Genomic DNA, 24137 nt, shown 5'->3' with positions numbered 1-24137 from the left:
TCGCGCGCATCTCGTTGGTACGAAAGAACCGTCGTCGCGCGCATCTCGTTGGTACGAAAGATCGGAGCGCCCATCCCATGGCCAACACCGCGCTGGCCGACCCCGACGCCGGCCTGACCCAGGCGCAACTGGCCGCCCGGCACGGGCTGCGGGTCGCCGGCGAGCGGCCGTCCCTGGCGCACTACACCCGCCGCCTGTGGACGTACCGGCACTTCATTGCCGCGTACTCCAACGCCAAGCTGGTCGCCTCGTTCAGCAACGCCCGGCTCGGGCAGCTCTGGCAGGTGCTCACCCCGCTGACCAACGCGGCGGTCTACTACCTGATCTTCGGCCTGGTGCTGAAGCAGGACAGCATTCCGAACTTCATCGCGTACCTCACCGCCGGGCTGTTCATCTTCAACTTCACCCAGACCACGGTGCAGAACGGCACCCAGTCGATCACCAGCAACCTGGGGCTGATCCGGGCGCTGCACTTCCCCCGGGCCTGTCTGCCGCTGGCCGTCATGCTCACCCAGTTCCAGCAGCTGATGGCCTCCCTGGTGGTGCTCGCCGGCATCGTTCTGGTCACCGGCGAGCCGCTCACCGCGGAGTGGCTGATGCTGGTGCCGGCGGTGCTGCTCCAGGCGGTCTTCAACGCCGGGCTCACCCTGGCGGTGGCCCGGGCGGGTGCGAAGATCGCCGACCTCAAGCAGGTGATGCCGTTCCTGCTGCGCACCTGGATGTACGGCTCCGGTGTGCTCTACAGCGTGGCGCTGTTCGAGGAGGAGCTGCCGGGTTGGGCGACCAAGCTGGTCGAGGCGAACCCGATGCTGGTCTTCATCGAGCTGGCCCGGCACGCGCTGCTGGAGCAGGCTCCGCTGCTCAACACCTCGCTGCTGCAGCTCTGGCTGTACGCGGTGGGCTGGGCGGTCGTGATGGGCGTGGGTGGTTTCATCTACTTCTGGCGGGGCGAACAGGAGTACGGCCGTGGTTGAGCACATCGAGACGTCCAACGACGTCACCGTGACACTGCCCAGGATCATCGAGCGCATCCCGACCGTGGTGGTCGACGACGCGCACGTGATCTACCGGGTGCACAAGGGCGCCGCGGGCGGCACCAGCCCGGTGGCCGCGCTGAAGCGGATCGTGTCCCGCACCTCCGCGCCGAACGTCCGGGAGGTGCACGCCGTCAAGGGGGTCAGCTTCACCGCGTACCGGGGCGAGGCGATCGGCCTGATCGGCAGCAACGGCTCCGGCAAGTCCACCCTGCTGCGGGCCATCGCCGGCCTGCTGCCGGTCAACCGGGGCGCGGTCTACACCCAGGGTCAGCCGTCCCTGCTGGGCGTCAACGCCGCCCTGCTCAACGACCTCTCCGGGGAGCGCAACGTGACCCTGGGCTGCCTGGCCATGGGCATGCACCCGGACGACGTGCAGCGGTTGGCCCCCGAGATCATCGAGTTCTCCGGGATCAACCAGCGTGGCGACTTCGCCTCGCTGCCGATGCGGACGTACTCCTCCGGCATGGCGGCCCGGTTGCGCTTCTCCATCGCCGCGGCGAAGAAGCACGACGTGCTGCTGATCGACGAGGCGCTCGCGACCGGCGACAAGGGCTTCCGCAAGCGCAGCGAGCAGCGGGTCCGTGAGCTGCGGGAGGGCGCCGGCACGGTGTTCCTGGTCAGCCACCAGCTCTCCTCGGTCCGGGACACGTGCGAACGGACGATCTGGCTGGAATCGGGCGAGCTGCGGATGGACGGGCCGACCGACGAGGTGCTGCGCGCATACGAGGACTTCTCCAACGGCAAGTAGAGTTCCGGCATCCCATCGTTGTGACATTCCCTGAGAGTGAGGATCGGCAATGACGCAGGACCACACCACTGGCCCGGACGCCGCACCGGAGACCCCGGTGCCGTGGCGGCCCTCGCGGACGGTGGCGGTGGTACTGGCCGGTGGTACCGGGACCCGACTGGGCCTGGGCATCCCGAAGCAGCTGCTGAAGATCGCCGGCAAGCCGATCATCGAGCACACCCTGGCGGTCTTCGAGGCGGCCCCCGAGATCGACGAGATCATCGTGCTGATGGCCGTCGGGCACGTCCCCGACGCCCAGCAGATCGTCGACAAGGCCGGCTTCCGGAAGGTCAGCAAGGTCATCGCCGGTGGCGTCACCCGCAACGCGACCACCCGGATCGCCCTGGACGCCGTCGGCGAGGGCGACGTCAACATCCTCTTCCACGACGCGGTACGCCCGCTGCTCAGCGGCCGGATCGTCCGGGAGTGCGTGAACGCGCTCTGGACCTACTCGGCGGTCGACGTGGCCATCCCCTCGGCCGACACGATCATCCAGGTCGACTCCGACGACTGCATCACCGACATCCCGGTCCGCGCCACCCTGCGCCGGGGCCAGACCCCGCAGGCGTTCCGCTCCGGCACCATCCGTGAGGCGTACCGGATCGCCGAGGGCGACCCGAACTTCGCCGCCACCGACGACTGCGGCGTCGTGCTGCGCTACCTGCCCGACACCCCGATCAAGGTGATCGACGGCTCGGACGACAACATCAAGGTCACCCACCCGGTCGACGTGCACCTCGCGGACAAGCTCTTCCAGCTCGCCGCCGCGCAGGCGCCCCGGCTCACCGGCCACGGCTACGCCGAGGAGCTGACCGGCCGGACCATCGTCGTGTTCGGCGGCAGCTACGGCATCGGCCACGAGCTGACCGAGCTGGCCCGCAGCCACGGCGCGCAGGTCTTCCCGTTCAGCCGCTCCACCACCGGCACCCACGTCGAGCGCGCCGCCGACGTCGAGGCCGCGCTGAAGACCGCCTTCGAGGCCACCGGCCGGATCGACCACGTGGTCGTCACCGCCGGCATCCTGGAGAAGGGCGAGCTGGCGGAGATGGACCAGGAGACCATGGACCGGGTCCTGCAGGTCAACTTCGTCGGCCCGGTCACCATCGCCCGACAGTCCCTGCCGTACCTGCAGCAGACCAAGGGCCAGCTGCTGCTCTACACCTCCAGCTCGTACACCCGGGGCCGGGCCCGCTACGCGCTCTACTCGGCCACCAAGGCCGCGCTGGTCAACCTGACCCAGGCGCTCTCCGACGAGTGGGCCGAGTTCGGCGTACGGGTCAACTGCATCAACCCGGAGCGCACCGCCACCCCGATGCGCACCAAGGCGTTCGGCGAGGAGCCGGAGCACACCCTGCTCGCCGCGGAGGCCGTCGCCCAGTCCTCGCTGGACGTGCTGATCTCCGACCTGACCGGGCAGGTCATCGACGTCCGGCGGGCGCCGGGCGAGGCACCCACCACGAACGTTCCCGCCCAGGGCGGCCCGGCGACCGCCCCGGCCGCGGCCGGCTGAGCGACGACGGCCACCGCGACGGGGCGGGAGAAGCGGAAGCGACATGCGTGGTGACCTGGTCAGGAAGCTGACCGCCCGAGCGGCGACCACCGGTCTGGCGGTGCTGGCGTTCCTCGTCCTCGCCCTGACCGGGGCGACCGGCTGGGGCCTGGCGCTCGCGGTGACGGCGCTGGCCGCCGCCGCCTGGGAGCGCCGGGTGCGGCCGGCCGCCGACAGCACCGCCGAGTCGGTACTGCTCGCGGCCGGCATCCTGGTCGGGTACGCGCGCCGGCTCGACGCCGGCTTCGACCCGGCGCTGGCCGCCACAGCCCTGGTCCTGCTGGGGCTGGTGCTGCTGGTGGGGCCGCTGCGCCAGGCGGGCGACCTGGAGATCCGGGCCGCCAACCTCCCGGTCCGGTCGTGGACCCCGCTGGTGGCCGCCCGGCTGGGCGATGCCCTGCTGGTGCTACTCGCCGCAGTGGCAGCGGCCGCCGCCCTGGTGCTGCCGGCGCCGGTCGCCCTGCTGCTGGCCCTGGTGGCCGGTGCGGGCGCCGCGGCGGTGGCCCTGGACCTGGCCCGTCGGCGCTTGCGGCCCGGGGCCGGGGGCGGGGCGGTGACCCGCGCGCTGCGGGCGCACCAGCCGGAGTTCCTGCTGCACTTCTCCGCCCCGCCGGGATCGGAGTACCAGGTCACCATGTGGCTGCCGTACCTGGAGCGGATCGGCCGGCCGTTCCTCGTGATGGTGCGGGAGCCGGAGTTCCTCGCCCCGATCGCCGCGGCCACCACCGCGCCGGTGGTCTACTGCCCCACCCTGAAGACGATGGACGAGGCGCTGGTGCCGAGCCTGAGGGTGGCGTTCTACGTCAACCACGGGGCGAAGAACAGCCACTGCATCCGGTTCCCCCAGCTCACCCACGTGCAGATCCACCACGGCGACAGCGACAAGGCGCCCAGCGCCAACCCGGTCTCGGCGATCTTCGACCGGATCTTCGTGGCCGGTCCGGCCGCGATCGACCGGTACGCCCGCGCCGGGGTGGACATCCCGGCGGAGAAGTTCGTCGTGGTCGGCCGCCCGCAGGTCGAGTCGATCGAGGTACGCCGGGAGCCGGTCACCGGCCTGGGCAACCCGACGGTGCTCTACACCCCGACCTGGACCGGGCACCACGCCGACGCGAACTACTGCTCCCTGCCGGTAGCCGGGACGATCCTGCGCGGGCTGCTGGCCCGGGGCGCGACGGTGATCCTTCGCGCCCACCCGTACACCGCGCAGAACCCGGCGTCGGCGCGGCAGCTCGCCCGGCTCACGGAGCTGCTGGCCGCGGACCGGGCCCGCACCGGGCGGCAGCACGTCTGGGGCGCGGCGGCCAGCCGGGAGCTGTCCCTGGTCGAGTGCGTGAACCGCTCCGACGCGCTGGTGTCGGACGTATCCGGGGTCATCTCCGACTACCTCTACTCCGGCAAGCCGTACGCGGTGACGGACATGGGCGGCGACGGCGACCGGTTCGTCGAGCGGTTCCCGCTGGCCGGCTCGGGCTACGTGCTGCGGCGCGACGCGGCCAACCTCGACGAGGTGCTGGTCGACCTGCTGGACAGCGACTCCCGGGCGGCGACTCGCTGGACCACCCGCGCCCGCTACCTGGGCGACTTCCCTGCGCAGGAGTATGCCGAGGCGTTCCTGTCAGCGGCCCGCCAGGAACTGACCCCCACCGCAACCCCACCGCTTCCCCGCGCCCCCCGCTCCCCCCTCACCCCCACCCCCTGACCGCGGTCCGGCCCGGACAAGGCCGGCCCGGACCGGGCCGGGGCCAAGGCAGGGATCGGCCCGGGCCAGGCTGTCCTGGCCCGGGCCGATACCGGGGTGGGGTGGGTGTTAGGCCGAGTAGCCTCTGGTGGCCGTCCAGTGGGCCAGGGTGATGGTGCTGACCCAGTACGACGGGAGGGACGGGTCAGCCGAGTCGGCGATGCGTACGGTGCGGCCGTCGTTGCGGTAGCCGACGACGGCGATGTAGTGACCACCGGGGAAGGAGTGCCAGCCGCCGTTGACGTCGGTGGCGTCCCCGGCGATGTTCGCCACGACCCCCCGGCCGGCGGCGACCGCCTTCACCACGTCGGCCTGGAGCCGGTCGATCTGGGCCGAGGTAGCGGAGCCACCCGAGATCATCCGGGTGCGGTACGGGTTGTCGCCCTCGACCATCTCATTGAGCACCCGGGTGGTGTCAGCGGCCGAGTTCGTGCCCATCTCGGTGGTGCCGAGGTCGGCTGCCAGCGCGTCCTGGGTGCTCTTGACGCCAGTGGCGGAGAGCGCGTTACGCACCGCCGCGGGGCCGCAGTAGTAGTAGGTGGTCTGGGCCGCGTAGTCGTAGTCGAGGACCTTCGACGACGGCGACTTCGAGGCGGCCGGCTTCGCCGTGGTCTTGCGCGGGGCGGCCTTGGTGGTCAGATCGGGATCCGGGGTCGCCGAGGTGGCGCTCGGCGACGGCGTGGCGCTCGGCGACGCACTCGCGGTGGCCCGGGCCTGGGCGCGGCTGACGGTGCCGTCGAGGCGGGGCGCGATCTCGGCTGCGGCCGCCGTGGTGTGTCGGGGGGCGGGGGCGTCATCGGAGCCGGCCAGCAGCGCGCTGGTGCCGGAGGCCAGCACCAGCGCCACGGCCGAACCGGCGACGACCTGGTACGGGCGCTCGCCGGCGAGCCGCCGCAACTGCCGCTTGAGGTGATCGTTCACGTGTTCCTCCAGGGACGGGGGTGGAGAGCGGAGGCACCCGGGCGTACGTCGCCGTATGACGGCGCGGACGACACGCCCGTAGGCCGGTGGGGACCGCTCTGAACAGACGCCCGGTCAGGCGGGCGCGGGGCGGATGCGACGGTCAGCTCGTCAGCCCTGGGGCGACGGACGCGGGCACCACGGCACCGTGTGGGAGGAACAACCGAGGGGTGGAATCGTGCTGCACGAGGATGGCACTCCTTCCGAGACCGCCTACCGGGTTAGCTGACGGATTCGGGCGGGAAGATCGCCCTACCATGGGCCGAAGCCCGCGGATTCACCCCAACGTGCACTGGTTCCCCGGTTCGTAAATTTCACGATTGAGCGGGTCGGCGCGGCGTCGCCTCTTGCGATCGGTTACCGCACCAGACGGCCCGACATTACTGGCCGGCCGGAAGCCTGCCAACCCACCGCCACCTGCTTAAACATGCGCCATTCAGCTTTCTTTCGGTGGACAGATGAACTGACGCGGCTCAATAGGATGAGGGCCCTATCCGGCGCGGAGGGCGAACAATCGGACAACCGGTCGTGATCGTCGGCGAATTGCGTCGGCTTTGGGCCGGCACGGCGCCGGTGCCCGTTTCCGCGTCGATGTGACCGGGCTCACGGGATCAGGGCACACAGGCGGGGCCGGGCACGACCAAAAACCGGGCAACCGGGGCGAGGGCCGGCACGACCGAGGGCCGGGGCGGTGGGGTCAGCCGATGCGGGCCGGACGCCAGCGGGCGGCGGCCGGAACGGCCGGTCGGGCTGGCGCCGTGGCCGCCCGCGCGGCGGGCGCCACGACCGGGCGGGCCCGCTGCGCGGCGGCGTACGCCTCGGCGGAGAGCGCCACAGCGGCCTCGGCGGCCAGGTCGGCGTCCCGCCACGCCGTTCGCTCCCGGGCCGCCGCCGCCCGGTACCCGGACTGCTTTCCGTCCCGCACCGCACGGGCCAGCACGACCTCCTGTTCCACCGGGTGCAGCCGGGGATCCCAGCCGCCCCGGTGCGCGAAGACGTCGCAGAGCTCTCGGATGGACAGCTCGCCGCGCAGGTGGGCGGCGGTGGCGGCGTGGTGCAGCCAGCGCTCGCGGGCGGCGTACTCGGCGGGGGTACGCGGGGTGCGCGGCGGCGGCAGGGCATGCGCGCCACGGAGACGCCGGGCGGCGGCCTCCGCCTCGTCGTACGCCTGCCAGGCCCGCTCGACCGTGTCCTGGGCCGCGAGCCACGCGTCGCGGCGTCGCCGGGCCGTCTGGGCCGCCCCGGCGGCGGCCACCGCCACCTCCTCGGCGTACCGGCGCAGGTCGACGGCCTCCTGCGCGGCCAGATCGACGGCGGGCGGGGCGGGCTCGTCCGTCGGCCGGTCCCGCTCCGGGCGGGCGACCAGGACGGTGAGCACGGTGAGCGCCACCACGAGCAGCACCGACCAGATGGCGGCGGCCAGCGGCACCTCGACGAGGAACTGGTAGAGAACGATGTCCATGGTCGGCACCTACGGAAAGAGGCTGCGGAAGGCGGGACCGCACGCCGCGGAGTGGGGGCGCGGGGCGCCGCCGGGGCCGGGCGGATCGGTGCGGTGGTGAGGTGCGGAGACGACGGCGTCGCGGGCGCGGCCCGCGGGCGGGTCAGCCGCGCGGTGGCGCGCGGGAGCCGACGGTGGCCGGGGCGAGGCCGGCCGGCGCCCGCCGTGGCGTGGCCGGGCGGAGCACGGGCCGACCCGCCGGGCCGACCGGGACCGCGCCGACGGGGATCCAGCCGGCCGGGGCGGCGGCGGCCCGGCCGGAGCCGAGCGGGAACACTCTGACGGCCGGGGCGGAGCCGACCGTGGGCACCCCGCTGGCGGGAAGTGCGCCGGCGGGAGACCAGGCCGGGGCTGCGGCGTCGGGGGCGGCGCCGACGGGCAGCGCCGCATCGATGGGCAGCGGCCCGGCACCCAGCGAGAAGGCGACCGCGACGGCAAGGCTGGTCAGCATCCGGGCGGTCCAGCGCGCGACCCACCAGAGGGGACAGGTCAGCGCGACGGGCAGCACACGGTCACGCTACCGAAACCGACCGCACGACGCACCACCGCCGGGCGTGTCGTGACGTCCCGATCGCCCGGTCTTCACCGGAAAGGTGGGCCGACCGCCCGGAACGCCCGGGATGGCCGCCCTCCGGGCCGGACGGCACCCGGTCGCGGGCGGCCAGAAGCCACCGGGAGGGGGCCGGGAGGCCATCGGGGAGGGACGCGGGGGCGTCAGCGTCGTTCGGAGAGGGTGACGTACTCGCCGGTGGGCTCCGGCACGGGGACCGCCGGTGGGTCACCGGCAGAGGGTGTTGCGCCGGCACCGGTCTCGGCGGCCGGGGGTCGGGGGCGGCGGGACGCCCCGAGCCGGCGGGTCAGCGGCATCTCGACCCACCGGTGCAACAGCGCGGCCAGCCCAAGGTTCACCGCCAGGAAGCCGACCACGGCCAGCGGCCCCCACCAGCCGGGCAGCCCCACCCCGAGCCGGTCAGACAGCCGCAGGACGGTGACCATGACGAAGACGTGCACCAGGTAGAAGGCGAAGGAGACCTCGCCGAGCCAGACCATCGGCCGGGACCGCCACGGCGTCCGCACGCCGCGCACGTCCGCGTCGGCTGCGGCGACGATGACCAGCAGGTACGCCGCGGCGAGCAGAGCCGCCCACAGCTCGGCGCGGATCCACTGCGCGGCGGCGATCCAGGTTAGCGCGAAGATGATGCTGGCGGCGGTGAGGCCGGGGCCCCGCCAGCGTCCCCGACGCAGCAGTTCGGCCGCGGCCACGCCCATCCAGAACTCCAGCGACCGCACGACCGGGAAGACCTGGGTGAACCACCAGTTGCTCTCCTGCGGCACCAGGCGCTGCCCGGGCCAGAGCGCCACGATCAGCAGCGGCACGGCGGCCACCACCGCCCACAGCACCGCGGGCCGCGCCCGGCGGACCAGCGGCAGCGCGAGCGGCAGGCAGAGGTAGAAGAACAGTTCGCAGGAGAGCGACCAGCTCACCGAGTTGACGCTGTAGAAGTAGCCGGGCGTCGGGTCCCAGGCCTGGAGCAGGAACAGGTTCTCCACCGCGGCGCGGACGTTGACCGGGTCGGCGAAGACCCAGACACCGGTCAGCAGCACCACGGCCCACATCAGCAGGTGGTTGGGGTAGATCTTGGCGAGCCGCCGGCGCCAGAAGTCGCGGCGGCGCTCCCCGTCGCGGGCCGACCAGACCAGCACGAATCCACTGAGGATGAAGAAGAACTCCACCCCGGAGAGTCCGAGGGTGAACAACCAGTCGATGACGGCCTGGTAGTCGGGCTCGGCGACGATCCGCATGGTGCCGACGTGGTAGCCGAAAACCAGCAGTGCGGCGATCCAGCGCAGCCCGGTCAGCGAGGGCAGGCGACTCGCCCGGTGGGCCGGCTGCCCAGGTCGTACCACGGTCGGTGGGTTGGTCATGCCGGCGGCCCGTCCGTCCGCAGGGTAACCAGCACCGCGCCTCCTCGTCTCGTCGTGCCGGACGGCCGCCGCCGCCGCGGGGTGACGGGGCCGGCTGGTGTCGTCCGCCGGGCACCCTACCTGCTGTGCCCTCCCGGGCCCCCGGGCCGGCCGTGCGGCGACATGCGTGCGGACCGCGGACGCCCGATGGCTTAATATCGCGGTCTCCAGCCAACGGGCACGCCCGCTCCGACCTCGGTCGGGCCGCGTCCGGTCGACGCCCCGCCGGCCCACCGGCACCGGGCGGACACGACGAGAGGGAAATACCGATGCACCAGCGGATCCTGCTGCGGGCCAAGAAGGGGCCGTTCGACGTCTACTCCCCGGAGGAGACGTTCGAGCGCAACTGGATCGGCGACAACACCGGCAACCTCGTGTTCAGCCACGCGGCGCACAAGATCCTGCGGACCTCGACGGCGCAGATCACCTCGTCGGAGTTCCGGGCCAACCCGCGCGACGCGGACGAGATCAACGAGCGGTACGACGTCTTCGTGGTGCCGCTGGCAAACGCGTTCCGGCGCAGCTACGCCCAACGGCTGGGCCACCTGACCCAGCTCATCGAGCGGCTGAAGATCCCGGTGGTGGTGCTGGGTGTCGGCGCGCAGACCGACGTCAAGGGCGACCGGGAGTACCTGCGGCCGATCGACGACGCCGTGAAGGCATTCGTGAAGGCGGTGCTCGACCGGTCGCACAGCATCGGCGTACGCGGCGAGATCACCGAGGGTTACCTGCGCAGCCTCGGCTTCTCCGCGGTCGACGTGATCGGCTGCCCGTCGATGTTCCTGCACGGCGACGGCCTGCGGGTGGAGAAGCGCAAGGCGACGCTCACCGTCGAGGACCGGGTGGCGCTGACCGTCTCCCCGTACGTCAAGTCGATGGCGAAGGTGATCACCTCGCACCACCAGCGTTACCCGAACCTGCGCTACCTCCCACAGGACCTCAAGACCCTCGGCACCCTGCTCTACGGCGACCTGCCCGAGGAGCGCGGCAAGAAGGCCGCCATCCCGATCCACACCTCGCACCCGCTCTTCGTCGAGGACAAGGTGCGGATGTTCGTCGACCCGTGGACCTGGATGGACTACCTGTCCGGGTTCGACTTCAACTTCGGCACCCGCATCCACGGCACCATCACCGCGCTGGTCGCCGGGACGCCGGGCTACCTCTTCGCGCACGACTCCCGCACCCTGGAGCTGGCCCGGTACTTCGACATCCCGCACCGGATCATGAAGGACGTCCCGGCCGACGTGGACGCCATCGCGCTCTACGACGAGGCCGACTACACCGCGCTCAACAACGGGCACCAGGCCCGGTTCGACACGTTCATGGCGTTCCTGGCCAAGCACGACCTCGGGCACGCCTTCGCCGACGGCGACAGCACCGCCCGGTTCGACCGGCAGGTCGCCGAGACGACGTACCCCCCGGCGGTCCGCGCCCAGACGGCCACCGATCCGGCCGAGTTGATCGCCCGGATCCAGTGGCTGCGCGACCGTAACCAGGAACTCGGGGAGAAGGTCGAGGAACTCCACACCCAGCGGCTGCGGACCCGGGTCCGGGCGGCGGTGGGCGGACGGATGCGGAAGATACTCAACCGTTGACGCCCCGTCCGGGCTGCTGAGCGATCCCCCGCCCGACACGCCATCCACGCCTACCACGCTGTGCCGGATCGCCCCGGGCGCCACCGGGCGCGGCGTAACCTCGGATGCGTACACCCACCCCGGAGCTGTTCGGCGGCGCTGCGCGCCCCCAACGCCCGGGCACAGCGGAAGCGGCTGGAGGAGTCCTGAGCACGGTACGCGTCGGGGTACGCTGCGACGCCGGCCCGACCCGCGGGGTCGGGCACCTGGTGCGCTGCCTCGCCCTGGCCGAGGAGTTCCTCGCCCGGGGCGTGCGGGTGGAGTTCTTCGGCACCGTCGGCGGGGTCGGCTGGGCGGCCCGGCAGCTCGCCGACCGGGGCGTCGCGCTGCACCCCGGGCCGGAACGCCCCGACGATCTTGTCGCGGCGGCCCGCCGGCACGGCCTGGACGTGATGGTGCTCGACTCGTACGAGCTGGATCCGGCCGGGGCGGGGGCGCTGCGGGCGGCGGGGGTGATCACCCTCGCCGTCGTCGACGGTGACACCCGGGGGCAGGACGCCGACGTGTACCTGGACCAGAACCTGGACGCCGCGTACGGGCCGCTGCCCGGCCGGCTGCTCGCCGGGACGGCGTACTCCCTGCTGCGCGACTGCGTGGTGGCCGCGCGGCCGGTGGCGCCGCGCCCGCCGACGCCGGCCGGCCGGCCCCGGGTGCTCGCCTTCTTCGGCGGCACCGACGCGTTCGGCGCCGCGCCGGTGCTGGCCCGGGTGCTGCTCGGCACCGGCAACCCGATGGACCTGACGGTGGTCGTCGGCCGGGCCGACGTCGAGGCGGAGCTGGCGGCGCTGACCCCGGGACGGGGGCAGGCGCTGCGCCCCGTCCCGCCCACCGACGACCTGCCCGCCCTGGTCACCGCCGCCGACCTGGTGGTCAGCGCGGCGGGCACATCGACCTGGGAGCTGTGTTGCCTGGGTGCGCCCGCGGCCCTGGTCTGCGTGGTCGACAACCAGCGCGAGTCGTACCACCGGGTGGTGGCCGACCGGATCGTGGCCGGCCTGGGCGAGCTGCCCCCGCTGACCGCCGCCGGCCTGCCCGGGCGGACGGCCCGGGCGCACGCCACCCGGACGCTGCGCGCCCTGCTGACCGCCCCCGAGCGCCGGGCCGTGCTCGCCGCCCGCGCCTGGTCCACGGTGGATGGCAAGGGTCGGGTACGGGTGGCCGACGCGGTGCTCGCGCTGGTCGGCGCGGCGTCTCCGGGGTGATCCCGCCCGCGGTTGGTCGGGGCGGGGGCGAGCGGCCCGCGATGGTCCCCCACGGCGGCCGGGCCACCCGACCCGCCCACTCGTACGGGTGTACGAAAGCCGGTTAGGATGGGCCCATGTCCGGTGCCGCCTACCAGCCGTCGATGCTCGACCTCGCCCCCGACGGGCCCTCGCTGGGGCCGCTGGCCGGGCGGCTGCGCCGGCGCTCCCTCGACCGGGGCGCCTGGGTGGACCACCTGCCCGGCTGGGTCCTCGGCTCCGACCGGGTGCTCGACACCCTGCTCGCCGAGGTGCCGTGGCGGGCCGAACGCCGCACGATGTACGACGCCGAGATCGCCGTGCCCCGGCTGCTCTGCTGGTACGCCGCTGACCGGCCGCTGCCCCACCCGGTGCTCGCCGCGGCGCGGGCGGCCCTCACCGCGCACTACGCGCCGGAGCTGGGCGAGCCGTTCGTGACGGCCGGAATGTGCCTCTACCGGGATGGGCGGGACAGCGTCGCCTGGCACGGCGACACCCGGGGCCGCTCGGCACACACCGACACCATGGTGGCCATCGTCTCGTTCGGCTCGCCCCGACCGCTGGTGCTGCGCCCCCGCGGGGGCGGGGCGAGCCTACGCTTCCCCCTCGGGCACGGCGACCTGGTGGTGATGGGCGGCTCCTGCCAGCGCACCTGGGAGCACGCGATCCCGAAGACCGCCCGGCCGGTCGGGCCCCGGGTCAGCGTCCAGTTCCGTCCCGTCGGCGTCGCCTGAGGGCCCTGCGGCGCGTCGGCGCGCACCGGCGGCGGGCCCGGAAACGGGCGGAACCCGGCGGCCTGAGATCGCCGGGCCCCGCCCGCCTGTGGATCAGTCGCGTTCGATCTGGTGGCCGATGACCGACGGGCCGAGCATGACGGCGAAACCGCTGCCGTCCCGGCGGGGGTCTGCCGGCGGCAACTCCACCGGGTCGCCGGTTCCCGTCGCGCCCACCGGGCGCGAACCGATCCAGGCCACCACCAGGTCCGTTTCGCCCTTGAGGAACCGCTGCGCACGCACCCCGCCGGTCGCCCGGCCCTTCGGCGGGTACGCCTCGAACGGCGTCACCTTCACCGTCGCACCGCTGGAGGTGACCACCATCGGCTCGCCGTGCCCCGGGTCGTCGGTGCGGATCGCCCCGAAGAAGACCACCCGCGATCCGGCCGGCAGGCTGATGCCGGCCATGCCGCCGCCCTTCGGCCCCTGCGGGCGCACCAGCGACGCGGAGAAGCGCAGCAGCGACGCCTCGGACGAGACGAACGCGAGGGTCTCACTGCCGTCGGTGAGCCAGCTCGCCCCGACCACCTCGTCCCCCTCGCGCAGGCCGATCACCTCGAACTCGTCGGAGCGGACCGGCCAGTCCGGGGCGCACACCTTCACCACGCCCTGCCGGGTGCCCAGGGCCAGCCCCGGCGAACCGTCGGCCGCCGGGCCGAGCGGGGCCAGGCCGACCACCGTCTCGCCGGGCTCCAACGGCGCCAACTCGGTGGCGGACATGCCACCACGCAGCGACACCGTGCCCGCCTGCTCGGGCAGCACCGGCAGCGGCAGCACGTCGATCTTGAACGCCCGGCCCGCGCTGGTCACCAGCAGCACCCGCCCCCGGGCCGTGGAGTGCGCGACGGCGCGTACCGCGTCGTGCTTGACCCGGCCGCTGCGACGACGCCCCTCGGAGGCTTCCTCCGACTCGGCTGCGGTCCGGGCGACCAGGCCGCTGGCGGAGAGGATCACCTGGCACGGGTCGTCGGCCACCTCGAGGGGGCCGGCCGGCGCGGACGCGGCCAGGACCTCCTTGAGGTCACCGTCGACCAGGGTGGTGCGCCGCTCGGCGCCGAACTGCTTCACCACGACGGCCAGCTCGTCGGAGACGAGCTTCCGCAGCACCTTCTCGTCGTCCAGGATGGTAGAGAGCTCGGCGATCTCCTTACGGAGCTGCTCCTGCTCGGCCTCCAGCTCGATCCGGTCGAACCTCGTCAGCCGGCGCAGCGGAGTGTCCAGGATGTAGCTGGCCTGGATCTCCGAGAGCGCGAACTGGCGCATCAGGCCGTCCTTCGCGGCCTGGGCGTCGTCGCTGCCCCGGATCAGCCGGACCACCTTGTCGATGTCGAGCAGGGCGATCAGCAGGCCGTCGACCAGGTGCAGCCGCTCCTCCCGCCGGCGCCGGCGGTACGCGCTGCGCCGGGTCACCACCTCGTAGCGGTGCCGCAGGAAGACCTCCAGCAGCGCCTTCAGCCCGAGCGTCCGCGGCTGCCCGTCGACCAGCACCAGATTGTTCACACCGAAGGACTGCTCCAGCGGGGTGAGCCGGTAGAGGTCGGCCAGCAATGCCTGCGGGTTGACCCCGACCTTGCACTCGACGACCAGTCGGGTGCCGTTCTCCCGGTCGGTGAGGTCCTTGACGTCGGCGATACCGGTGAGCCGTTTGGTCTTGTTGACCTCGTTGGTGATCGCGGCGATGACCTTCTCCGCGCCCACGCCATAGGGCAGCTCGACGACGGTGATCGCCTGCCGGCCCCGGCTGCCCTCCAGCGGGCCGATCTCGATCCGGCCACGCATCCGGACCACCCCGCGCCCGGTCTCGTACGCCCGGCGCACCTCGTCCAGGCCGAGCAGCACGCCGCCGGTCGGCAGGTCCGGCCCCGGGATGAACTCCATCAGCTTGTCGAGATCGGCGTCCGGGTGGTTGATCAGCCACCGGGCGGCGGAGACGACCTCGCCCAGGTTGTGCGGGATCATGTTGGTCGCCATCCCGACGGCGATCCCGGAGGCGCCGTTGACGAGCAGGTTGGGGAACGCGGCCGGCAGCACGGTGGGCTGGGTCAGCGAGCCGTCGTAGTTGGGCTCGACGTCGACGGTGTCCTCGCCCAGCTCACCGACGAGCAGCATCGCCTCCCGGGACATCCGGGCTTCGGTGTAGCGCGCGGCGGCCGGGCCGTCGTCCGGGCTGCCGAAGTTTCCATGCCCGTCGATGAGTGGGGCGTTGAGCGAGAAGTCCTGGGCCAGCCGGACCATCGCGTCGTAGATCGCGGTGTCGCCGTGCGGGTGGTACCGGCCCATCACGTCGCCGACCACCCGGGCCGACTTCACGTGCGCCCGGTCGGGACGGTGTCCCGCCTCGTGCATCGAGTAGAGGATGCGCCGGTGCACCGGCTTGAGGCCGTCCCGGGCGTCCGGCAGGGCGCGGGAGTGGATGACCGAGAAGGCGTACTCCAGGTAGGAGTCCGAGACCTCGGTGACCAGCGGGTTGTCGTAGACCCGCGCGCCTGCCTGGTCGAAGGCGGCCAGGTCCGCCCGGGGACCGGTGTTCTTACGGCGTGCCATGGTTCAGCTCTCTCCTCGGCGGGCCACGGTCGGGCGGCCCTCTCCCCGGCGGGCGGCGGTCGGGTGTCGGCGGGCGGACCTCATGCGTCGATCGCGCCGCGGTCGACCCGGCCGGCGGAGTCGATCAGCCAGTTGCGGCGCGGCTCGACCTTCTCCCCCATCAGCAGCTCCAGGATCCGCTCGGCGGCGTCGACGTCGTCGAGGGTGATCCGGCGGACCGCCCGGGTGGCCGGGTTCATCGTGGTGTCCCACAGCTCGTCGGCGTCCATCTCGCCGAGACCCTTGAACCGGGGGATCGGGGTGACGATCTGCTTGCCGGACTTCTCCAGCTTGCGGACCGTCGCCTCCATCTCCGCCTGGGTGTAGGTGTAGGTGGTCTTCGGGCTGCGCCCCTTCGTGGTGATCTTGTGTAGGGGCGGCATCGCGGCGTAGAGCCGGCCGGCCTCGATCAGCGGGCGCATGTACCGGGCGAAGAGGGTGATCAGCAGGGTACGGATGTGCGCGCCGTCCACGTCGGCGTCGGCCATGATCAGCACCCGGCCGTACCGCAGCGCCGAGAGGTCGAAGGTGCGGCCGGAGCCGGCACCGAGCACCTGGACGATCGCGGCGCACTCGACATTGTCCAGCACCTGCTGGAGGTTGGCCTTCTGCACGTTGAGGATCTTGCCGCGAATCGGCAGCAGCGCCTGATACTCGGCTGTCCGTGCCACCCGGGCGCTGTTGTGGACGAACACCCCGGCTTCGAGAGCGAAGTTGTGGTGGCCCTCGACCGTCAGATCGTAGACGTCCGCCGTCTCGTCGAGAGGCTCGACCGACACCACCCGGTGGTTCACCGCGAAGGCCTCCTCGCGCACGCGAGACATCAGGGAGTCGCCGGGCAGCAGCGCGTCGGCACGCCGGTAGGAGCCGTCGCCCAGCCGGAACAGATGGTCGGGAGTGCAGCGCACCGACTCACCGCCGTCGATGGTGACCCGCACCAGCGGGGCGTCGCGCCTGGTGAGCCGCGGCTGCACCAGCGGAGCGACGAGCACCCCGCCGGCCGTGTCGGTCGTGTAGCCGACGTGGCTGACGCCCTGCTCCCAGTCGATGGCCAGATCGGCGAACGACCGGCTCCGACCGGACGCCAGCGCGACCATCGTGTCGCCGGTGAAGCAGCCGAGTGCGCTGTCCCCCTCGACGATGAACAGCTCACTACGCTCCACCCCGGTCGCGCGACAGTCGACCAGTTTGGGCGGCATGGACGCGCCCTCCAGGGCGGTCTTGCGCCGGGCGGCGTCCTTCTGCTGCTTCTGGGTCAGCCGGACCCGGGCCGCGTCGACGATCTTCTGGAGCACCGTACGGGCCTCGGCCTTGGTGCGGCGATCCTCCAGCCACGCCTTGAGGTGCGCCTCGATCAGCCCCTGGAGCACCTTGGTGATCCCGGCGGTGGAGAGCTCGTCCTTGGTCTGGGAGGTGAACTGCGGCTCGGGGATCCGCACGTGCACCACGGCGGTCATGCCCTCCAGGACGTCGTCCAGGGTGGGGGCGTCCTCCTTGGGCCGCAGCAGGCCCCGGGCGTTACGGGCGGCCTCGGCCAGGGTGCGGGCCATGGCGCGCTCGAAGCCCTTGCGGTGGGTGCCGCCATGGGCGTTGCGGATGGTGTTGGTGAAGCACTCGACGGTGCGCTCGTATCCGGTGCCCCAGCGGAACGCCACCTCGACCTCGGCGCGTCGCTGCACGTTGGACTGCATGACGCCGTTGGCGTCGGCGGCGTTCTCCCGGTAAGTGCCCTCGCCGGTGACCAGCAGGGTGCCGGAGACCGGCCGGTCGCCGCTCGGGGCGAGGAACTCCACCATGTCGGTGAGGCCGTCGGGGAAGTGGAAGGTCTCCTCGACCGGCTCCTCGCCGGTGGCATCGCGCAGCAGGTAGCTCACGCCGGGGACGAGGAACGCGGTGTTGCGCAGCTTGAGGCGGACGGCGTCGGCGTCCAGGACGGCACCGGTCTCGAAGTATCGGGCGTCGTGCCAGTAGCGGATCGAGGTGCCGGTGTGCTCACCGCGCTTCATCGCCCCGACGATCTGGAGGCCGGGGCCGGGGGTGAAGGGGTCCTCGGGGCCGGGGCCGTCGAAGACGCCGGGCACGCCGTGCCGGAACGACATGGCGTGCACCTTGCCGCTGCGCCGGACGGTGACGTCGAAGCGCTGGGACAGGGCGTTGACGGCGGAGGCGCCGACGCCGTGCAGGCCGCCGGAGGTCTTGTAGCCCGAGCCGCCGAACTTGCCGCCGGCGTGCAGCCGGGTGAGCACCAGCTCGACGCCCGAGATGCCGGACTTGGCGTGCACGTCGGTCGGGATGCCCCGGCCGTCGTCGTCGACCTGCACGGAGCCGTCGGCGTGCAGGATCACCGCGACCCGGGTGGCATGACCCGCGACACCCTCGTCGGTGGAGTTGTCGAGGATCTCGTTGACGAGGTGACCCACGCCACGGCTGTCGGTCGAGCCGATGTACATGCCGGGGCGCTTGCGGACGGCGTCCAGGCCCTCGAGGTGCGTCAGGTCGTCGGCCCCGTAGAGCGTCTCAGGCTGTGCGGTCAACTGGTCGTACTCCCAGGTCTCGGCGGTGGTGGTGCCGCTCACCGGCTCGATCACCTCGCGCGGCGCGCCGCAGGGAGCCTAACCGGGAGGTGGGACAGGACGTCGGCACCCCGCAGTACGGGCGGTGCCGCCGCCGCTGCTGCGGCTGCTGCTTCCCTACCCGAACCCCGAATCGGGTCGGGACGTTGACGCCCATCACTCACCCGTGATGTGATCACCATCTCAAAAAGACTTTCGCATTTATGGATTTCTGGAGGACGCGCATGTCCGTGTTCCGTCGTACCACGCTCGCGGCAGCGCTGACCATCGCGGCGGCGGCGCTGTCGACCGCCGTCGCGCTGCCAGCCCCGGCGGTAGCCGCTCTCCCCACCGCTGCCGTGGCCCTCGGTGACAGCTTCATCAGCGGCGAGGGGGCGGGTTCGTATTCCCCGGTCGTCGACAACAACGGCGTCAGCCAGGGCTTCCCCGGCTGGAGTGCAGCGAACGGCAACGCCTACTTCTGCCACCGCTCCCCCAACGCCTCGCTGTTCCAGGCCAACCTTCCGGGCATCCAGGCCCGGTTCAACCTGGCCTGCTCGGGCGGGCAGCCGCAGGACATCGCCAACGCCTCGGCCAACCGGACCAAGGGTCGCTCGGTCGCCTCCCAGCTCGACCAGCTCCGCGCGGTCGGGCAGACCCACGACATCGACGTGGTGCTCGTGGGCCTGGGCTCGAACAACAGCTCGTTCACCTTCGGCAGCGTGGCGGAGAAGTGCGCCAACCGGTTCATCGCCGACGCGTGGACCGGATGGTGGGAGTTCTGGGCGTACCTGGGTGGGCCGGTGCCGCAGGAACCGTGCTCCGACGCCGACCTGGCCACCGCGGCGCAGTTCAGCGCCGCCACCGCGGAGACCACTGCGGCCGTACGCCAGATCCTCACCACGCTCGACCAGATCGACGCCGACGGCCAGCACCGGATCGTGTTCCAGGACTACACCAACCCACTGCCGTTCGACCTCGCCTCGAACTACTGGGAGGAGGACAGCCGGGACGACACCCGGGACAAGTTCCGGGACCTCGGCGCCGAGCGGTACGCGGCCGGCTGCCCCATCCACCGGGCGAGCCTGCTGCCCGGGCACCGCTTCTCCTCCGGGCTGGGCACCCTGGTCGGCTCGGTGCGCAGCACCCTGGCCGGCGAGTTCCCCGCCGCCGACCTGGTCTACCTCAACGTGCAGCGGGCGTTCGACGGGGCCCGGCTCTGTGAGCAGTCGACCAGCCCGTCCGGCTCGCTCGCCACGCCGATCCGGCTCCAGGACGGTGCGAGCGGCACCTTCGTCACCAGCCTCGCCGGCAAGGACAAGATCGACATCCAGCGGATCGCCAACACCTGCGTGAGCTACTTCCAGACCTGTCAGGAGTCGTGGCACCCGAACGCGGCCGGACACCAGGTGCTGGGTCGCTGCCTGGCCGGGGCCGTCACCGCCGCCGCCCGCACGGTGACCTGCGTCCGCTCCGGGGACGGGACGATCAGGGTCAGCTGACCGCCCGCAGCCGGCACGAAAGGGCCCCCTGGCAACAGGGGGCCCTTTCGTCATCTCCGGCCGAGGATGAGCAGGAGGGGGCCGGTCGGGCCGTCGACCAGGTCGCCGAGCCGCGTCTCGTCGAGGACGGCGAGGAACGCCTCCTGGGCGCGGCGCAGTTGGCCACGCAGCCGGCAGCCGGTGACCAGGGGGCAGGCCGGCTGTTCACAGGCGACCACCTCGTCGTCGCCCTCGAAGGCCCGCACGACCGCGCCGACGGTGAGCTCGCCGGCCGCCTCGGCGATGGCCACCCCGCCGGAGCGGCCCCGGATGGTCACCAGCACCCCGATCTTCTGCAGCCGCTGCACCACCTTGGCGACGTGGCTGCGCGGCAGCGCGAGCTGTTCGGCCAGTTCGTCCACCGTCGTACGGGCCTGGGAGGCGGCGGTCAGCATGGCGATGCGCAGGGCCATGTCGGTGGACCGGTTGAGCTTCACGCACCGACCCTAGCCACCGCGAGCGCGCCGTGACCCGGGCCGGGCGACCCGCCTCCGGTGTGATCCGGGCAACTCAGCACCCGGGACCTTCGACCCTGAAGAGGAATCTCAGATTCCTGTTTATTGGGCACGTCGTCGACGAAAGGTGACGACACCGGACGATCGCAGGAGGACACGTCATGCTCACGGAGTCATCAGCGGCGGTGGTAAGGGCGACCCTGCCCGCCGTGCAGGCGCACGCCGAGGCGATCACCGGCCGGTTCTACCGGCGGATGTTCGACGCCCATCCGGAGCTGCTGGACCTGTTCAACCGGGGCAACCAGGCCAACGGGCAGCAGAAGGCCGCGCTGGCCGCCGCCGTCGTCGCGTACGCGGAGCACCTGGTCGGCGCCAGCGACGCACCGTGGGGGCCGATCCTGGACCGGATCGCGCACAAGCACGTCTCGCTCGGCATCACCCCGGCGCAGTACACCGTCGTGGGCCGGCACCTGCTCGCCGCCGTCGGCGAGGTGCTCGGCGACGCGGTCACCCCGCAGGTCGCCGCGGCCTGGGACGAGACGTACTGGCTGCTGGCCTGCGAACTGATCGCCCGGGAGGCCCGGCTCTACCAGGGCGCCGGGGTGGCCGAGGGGCAGCCGGTCTGGCGGGCCTGGCGGGTGGCCGAGCGGGTCCGGGAGACCGCCGACGTCGTGTCGTTCGGTCTGAAGCCGGCCGACGGCGGCCCGGTGCCGGAGTTCGTTCCCGGCCAGTACGTCTCCGTCGCGGTCGATCTCGACGGCGGCCGGGGGCAGCAGATCCGGCAGTACAGCCTCTCCGGTCGGCCCGGCGCGGCGCAGTGGCGGATCACCGTGAAGCGGGTCCGCAGCACCGCCGACGCACCCGACGGCCTGGTCTCCACGTTCCTGCACGAGCGGGTGGCCGTCGGCGACACCCTGCGACTCAGCCCGCCGTTCGGCGAGGTGAGCGCCGTGGCCGGGGAGGGGCCGCTGGTGCTGGTCAGCGCCGGCATCGGGCTCACCCCCGCGATGGCCGCACTGGAGCACCTCGCGGTCACCGCGCCGCAGCGACCGGTGACGCTGGTGCACGCCGACCGGGCCGGCACCGCGCACGTGCTCCGCGACGAGTTGCCCCGGCTGCACCATGCCCTGCCCAACCTGCGTACCGCGCTCTGGTACGAGGATGTCGCCGCCACCGACGTGCCGCTCGCCGAGCTGCCGATGCGGATCAGCCCGGGGCGCGTCGATCCGGAGCTGATCCCGCTCACTCCCGACGCCCACATCCACCTCTGCGGCCCGCTGCCCTTCATGAACCAGGTCCGCAGCGCCCTGCTGCGTCGTGGGGTTCCCAGCGACCGGATCGCCTACGAGGTCTTCGGCCCCGGCATGCTCCGCGACGGGGCCTGACCCGCCGCCCGCGTCGCCACTGCGGACGACGACGGCGCGTCGGCCACCAGCAACGGCCACCGGGCTTCGGGCTCCGCCGGCCTGCTCGTCGACCGGTCGTGGCGCGACGGCGGGTCGGCCCGAGGAGGTTAGGAGGCGAAGGCGGGGGTAGGGACCTGTGGTGCGCGTTCCAGGGAACCCTGCCGGCTCGATGGGCTTCCCGCCGGCCGGGACGGGCGGATGGAGGAGGAACTGATGCGGATCGCCATGATCTCGGAGCAGGCCAGCCCGCTCGCCGCCCCGCGCGGGGCGAGCACCGACGGGCAGGGCACGCATGTGGCCGAGCTCGCGGCGGAACTGGTCGACCAGGGCCACGACGTGCGCGTCTACACCCGCCGCGACTCCCCCACCCTGCCCGACGCGGTCGCCACCCCGGACGGCTACGAGGTGCTGCACGTGCCGGCCGGTCCGGCGCACCGGCTGCCCGGGGACGAACTGCTGCCGTACGCGGGCGAGTTCGGCCGGTGGCTGGCCGGCCAGTGGCGCGACGGGGCCTGGCTGCCCGACGTGGCGCACGCGCACTTCTGGAGGAGCGGCCTCGCCGCCGTGCACGCCGGCCGGCGCGCCGGGGTGCCGGTGGTGCTGACGTACCACTCCCTCGGCACGGCGCCGCAGCGGCACCCGGGCAGCCGGGACACCGGCCCACCGAGCCGGATCGGCTACGAGCGTGCTCTCGGCCGGGCGGTCGACCTGGTGGTGGTGCAGTGCCAGGAGGAGATCGGCGAGCTGATCCGCCTCGGCGTGCCCCGATCCCGGATGGCGCTGGTGCCCACCGGGGTCAACGAACGGCTCTTCCGCCCGGACGGCCCGGTCGCCCCGCGTGACCCGACCCTGTCCCGCGTGCTGACCGTGGGCCGGATGGTGGAGAGCAGTGGTTTCCAGGACGTCATCCGAGCCATGGTCATGACGCCGAAGGCCGAGTGCGTGGTGGTGGGCGGCCCGCCGGCCGGGCTGCTGCCCGCCGACGGCTTCGCCCGGCGCCTCGACGCGCTCGCCCGGTCGTGCGGGGTGGCCGACCGGGTGAAGCTGGTCGGCGCGGTGCCCCGCGAGGAGTTGGGCGCCTGGTACCGCTCGGCCGACCTGTTGGTCGCCGCCCCGTGGCACGCGCCGTTCGGCCTGACCGCGCTGGAGGGCATGGCCTGCGGCGTTCCGGTGATCGGCAGCGAGGTGGGCGGCATCGCCGACACCGTCGTCGACGGGCTCACCGGCGAGCTGGTGCCGCCGCGCGACCCCCGGGCCCTGGGCACCGCGATCCGCCGGCTGCTCGGCGACAACGTGCGGCGCTTCACGTACGCCACCGCGGCGCTGGACCGGATTCGCAGCCGCTACTCGTGGCAGCGCTGCGCCGAGCAGCTCAACATCGTGTACGAGGCGGTCGCCACCGTCGCCCGCCCGGTGCCGGCCCCCGCAGCGGCCTGACGGCCGGGCACCCGCGCCACCCTTGCTACTCGCCGGTAGCTTACCGCCGTACGCTGGGCCGGTGAACACGGCCGAGGAGTATACGCAGGAGTTCGTCGACGTCGAGGGCGCCCGGCTCGGGGTGCAGGTGTACCCGGAGCCCGACGGCCCCGCCGACGCCCCGGTGGTGGTGATCTGGCCGGCGATGGGGGTGCGGGCCCGGTACTACCGGCCGTTCGCCGCAGCGCTGCGGGCCGCCGGCCTCGCCGTGATCGTCGCCGACCTGCGGGGCACCGGCGCGAGCACGCCCGCCCCGAGCCGGGCCTGCCGGTACGGCTACGCCGAGCTGGCCGCCGACGTCGGCGCGGTGCTGGCCGCGCTGAAGCCGCGACTGGACGGCCGGCCGACGATCCTGCTCGGGCACTCCCTCGGCGGCCAGGCGGCGCTGCTGCACCTGGCCCTGCACGGCACGGGCGCGGTGGACGGGCTGGCGCTGATCGCCGTGGGCGTGCCGTACTGGCGCGACTACCCGGCCCCCCGCAGGTACGGGGTGCTGCCGTACACGCAGGGGATCGCCGCGACCGCCCGGCTGCTCGGCGTCTGGCCGGGCTGGGGCTTCGGCGGTCGGCAGGCCCGCGGGGTGATCCGGGACTGGGCGTACACAGCGCGCACCGGCCGCTTCCCCGCCCTCGACGGGGTGGACGTCGAGGCGTCGCTGGGCGCGCTCGACGTCCCCGTCCTCGCGCTGAGCGTGGACGACGACCAGTACACCCCGCACCCCACCCTGGACCACCTCTGCGGCAAGCTCGCCGCGGCCACCATCGCGCGCGAGCGCTACACGACCGTGCAGGCCGGCGTCCCGCTGGACCACTTCCTCTGGGTACGCGCCGGCGCGCCGGTGGCCGCGCGGGTGGCCGCCTTCGCCGCCGGCTTGCCAGGCTCCCGCCGCTCGGGTTAGTTTAGATTCACAACATTCAATCTCTACCTGGTGGCCATCCCGGGGCGGGTCACCGGGCC

Annotated in this window: 17 protein-coding genes, 3 pseudogenes and 1 riboswitch; of the genes and pseudogenes, 11 read left to right on the top strand and 9 right to left on the bottom strand. The window is 72.9% G+C overall.

Annotated elements, in window-relative coordinates; translation table 11 throughout:
• Positions 1-77: 77 nt before the first annotated feature.
• Genes SNR22_RS22465 through SNR22_RS22450 form a run of 4 tightly spaced genes read left to right on the top strand, consistent with a single transcriptional unit; the run spans position 78 to position 5075 of the window.
• Positions 78-974, top strand: a complete 897-nt coding sequence (locus tag SNR22_RS22465; RefSeq protein ID WP_320068615.1) for an ABC transporter permease — start codon at positions 78-80, stop codon at positions 972-974.
• Positions 967-1785 carry an ABC transporter ATP-binding protein gene (locus tag SNR22_RS22460; protein ID WP_320068614.1) on the top strand — a complete coding sequence of 273 codons (819 nt, stop codon included), beginning with the start codon at positions 967-969 and terminating at the stop codon, positions 1783-1785. The genes SNR22_RS22465 and SNR22_RS22460 overlap by 8 nt, the downstream gene beginning before the upstream one ends.
• A gap of 49 nt (positions 1786-1834) precedes the next feature.
• Positions 1835-3334: a bifunctional cytidylyltransferase/SDR family oxidoreductase gene (locus SNR22_RS22455; RefSeq protein ID WP_320068613.1), complete on the top strand. Its 1500-nt coding sequence runs from the start codon at positions 1835-1837 to the stop codon at positions 3332-3334.
• A gap of 43 nt (positions 3335-3377) precedes the next feature.
• Complete coding sequence (locus SNR22_RS22450) at positions 3378-5075, top strand: CDP-glycerol glycerophosphotransferase family protein (RefSeq protein ID WP_320068612.1); 1698 nt, start codon at positions 3378-3380, stop codon at positions 5073-5075.
• A gap of 108 nt (positions 5076-5183) precedes the next feature.
• Here SNR22_RS22450 and SNR22_RS22445 read toward each other — a convergent pair whose 3' ends face one another.
• The 4 genes from SNR22_RS22445 to SNR22_RS22430 all read right to left on the bottom strand — a co-directional run bounded on the left by SNR22_RS22445 (position 5184) and on the right by SNR22_RS22430 (position 9501).
• Positions 5184-6047 carry a C39 family peptidase gene (locus tag SNR22_RS22445; RefSeq protein ID WP_320068656.1) on the bottom strand — a complete coding sequence of 288 codons (864 nt, stop codon included), beginning with the start codon at positions 6045-6047 and terminating at the stop codon, positions 5184-5186.
• Positions 6048-6269: 222 nt separating this feature from the next.
• Positions 6270-6411: riboswitch (cyclic di-AMP (ydaO/yuaA leader) on the bottom strand.
• A 360-nt stretch (positions 6412-6771) separates the two neighbouring features.
• Positions 6772-7536: a hypothetical protein gene (locus tag SNR22_RS22440; RefSeq protein ID WP_320068611.1), complete on the bottom strand. Its 765-nt coding sequence runs from the start codon at positions 7534-7536 to the stop codon at positions 6772-6774.
• Positions 7537-7678: 142 nt separating this feature from the next.
• Positions 7679-8083: a hypothetical protein gene (locus tag SNR22_RS22435; protein ID WP_320068610.1), complete on the bottom strand. Its 405-nt coding sequence runs from the start codon at positions 8081-8083 to the stop codon at positions 7679-7681.
• Between the two features lie 206 nt (positions 8084-8289).
• Complete coding sequence (locus SNR22_RS22430) at positions 8290-9501, bottom strand: acyltransferase (protein WP_320068609.1); 1212 nt, start codon at positions 9499-9501, stop codon at positions 8290-8292.
• A gap of 308 nt (positions 9502-9809) precedes the next feature.
• Here SNR22_RS22430 and SNR22_RS22425 point away from each other — a divergent pair, with 308 nt between their 5' ends.
• The 3 genes from SNR22_RS22425 to SNR22_RS22415 all read left to right on the top strand — a co-directional run bounded on the left by SNR22_RS22425 (position 9810) and on the right by SNR22_RS22415 (position 13128).
• Positions 9810-11135, top strand: a complete 1326-nt coding sequence (locus tag SNR22_RS22425; RefSeq protein WP_320068608.1) for a polysaccharide pyruvyl transferase family protein — start codon at positions 9810-9812, stop codon at positions 11133-11135.
• A 185-nt stretch (positions 11136-11320) separates the two neighbouring features.
• Positions 11321-12376 (top strand): spore coat protein, encoded by a 1056-nt coding sequence (locus tag SNR22_RS22420; protein ID WP_320068655.1) that lies wholly within the window; start codon positions 11321-11323, stop codon positions 12374-12376.
• A 116-nt stretch (positions 12377-12492) separates the two neighbouring features.
• Complete coding sequence (locus tag SNR22_RS22415) at positions 12493-13128, top strand: alpha-ketoglutarate-dependent dioxygenase AlkB (RefSeq protein ID WP_320068607.1); 636 nt, start codon at positions 12493-12495, stop codon at positions 13126-13128.
• A gap of 93 nt (positions 13129-13221) precedes the next feature.
• Here SNR22_RS22415 and SNR22_RS22410 read toward each other — a convergent pair whose 3' ends face one another.
• The 4 genes and pseudogenes from SNR22_RS22410 to SNR22_RS29440 all read right to left on the bottom strand — a co-directional run.
• Positions 13222-15711 carry a DNA topoisomerase (ATP-hydrolyzing) gene (locus tag SNR22_RS22410; RefSeq protein WP_320068606.1) on the bottom strand — a complete coding sequence of 830 codons (2490 nt, stop codon included), beginning with the start codon at positions 15709-15711 and terminating at the stop codon, positions 13222-13224.
• Between the two features lie 80 nt (positions 15712-15791).
• A pseudogene (locus SNR22_RS29450) lies at positions 15792-16430 on the bottom strand (toprim domain-containing protein); the annotation flags it as partial.
• Between the two features lie 6 nt (positions 16431-16436).
• Positions 16437-16892, bottom strand: a pseudogene (locus SNR22_RS29445) (Hint domain-containing protein); the annotation flags it as partial.
• Positions 16866-18326, bottom strand: a pseudogene (locus tag SNR22_RS29440) (ATP-binding protein); the annotation flags it as partial. The pseudogenes SNR22_RS29440 and SNR22_RS29445, both read right to left, overlap by 27 nt.
• Before the next feature lie 221 nt (positions 18327-18547).
• On the opposite strand from SNR22_RS29440, the gene SNR22_RS22400 reads away from it, so the two are divergent.
• A complete protein-coding gene (locus SNR22_RS22400) occupies positions 18548-19804 on the top strand; it encodes a hypothetical protein (RefSeq protein WP_320068604.1) in 1257 nt (418 codons plus the stop codon).
• 50 nt (positions 19805-19854) lie between these two features.
• Here the strand turns inward: SNR22_RS22400 and SNR22_RS22395 are convergent, their stop codons facing one another.
• The gene (locus tag SNR22_RS22395; RefSeq protein WP_320068603.1) at positions 19855-20280 is read right to left on the bottom strand and encodes an Rrf2 family transcriptional regulator; all 426 of its coding nucleotides are present in this window, start codon (positions 20278-20280) and stop codon (positions 19855-19857) included.
• Between the two features lie 179 nt (positions 20281-20459).
• Between SNR22_RS22395 and SNR22_RS22390 the strand changes: the two genes are divergently transcribed.
• The 3 genes from SNR22_RS22390 (at position 20460) to SNR22_RS22380 (ending at position 24078) form a co-directional block, all read left to right on the top strand.
• Positions 20460-21683 (top strand): globin domain-containing protein, encoded by a 1224-nt coding sequence (locus SNR22_RS22390; RefSeq protein WP_320068602.1) that lies wholly within the window; start codon positions 20460-20462, stop codon positions 21681-21683.
• Between the two features lie 234 nt (positions 21684-21917).
• Positions 21918-23141, top strand: a complete 1224-nt coding sequence (locus SNR22_RS22385; RefSeq protein ID WP_320068654.1) for a glycosyltransferase — start codon at positions 21918-21920, stop codon at positions 23139-23141.
• A gap of 61 nt (positions 23142-23202) precedes the next feature.
• On the top strand, positions 23203-24078 hold the full coding sequence (locus tag SNR22_RS22380; protein ID WP_320068601.1) for an alpha/beta fold hydrolase: 876 nt from the start codon (positions 23203-23205) through the stop codon (positions 24076-24078).
• Positions 24079-24137 lie beyond the last annotated feature (59 nt).

The organism is Micromonospora sp. RTGN7 (assembly GCF_033804645.1).
GTDB lineage: Bacteria > Actinomycetota > Actinomycetes > Mycobacteriales > Micromonosporaceae > Micromonospora.
Note: the sequence above shows the minus strand (reverse complement) of the source record. Positions and strands in the feature narration are given on the sequence as shown.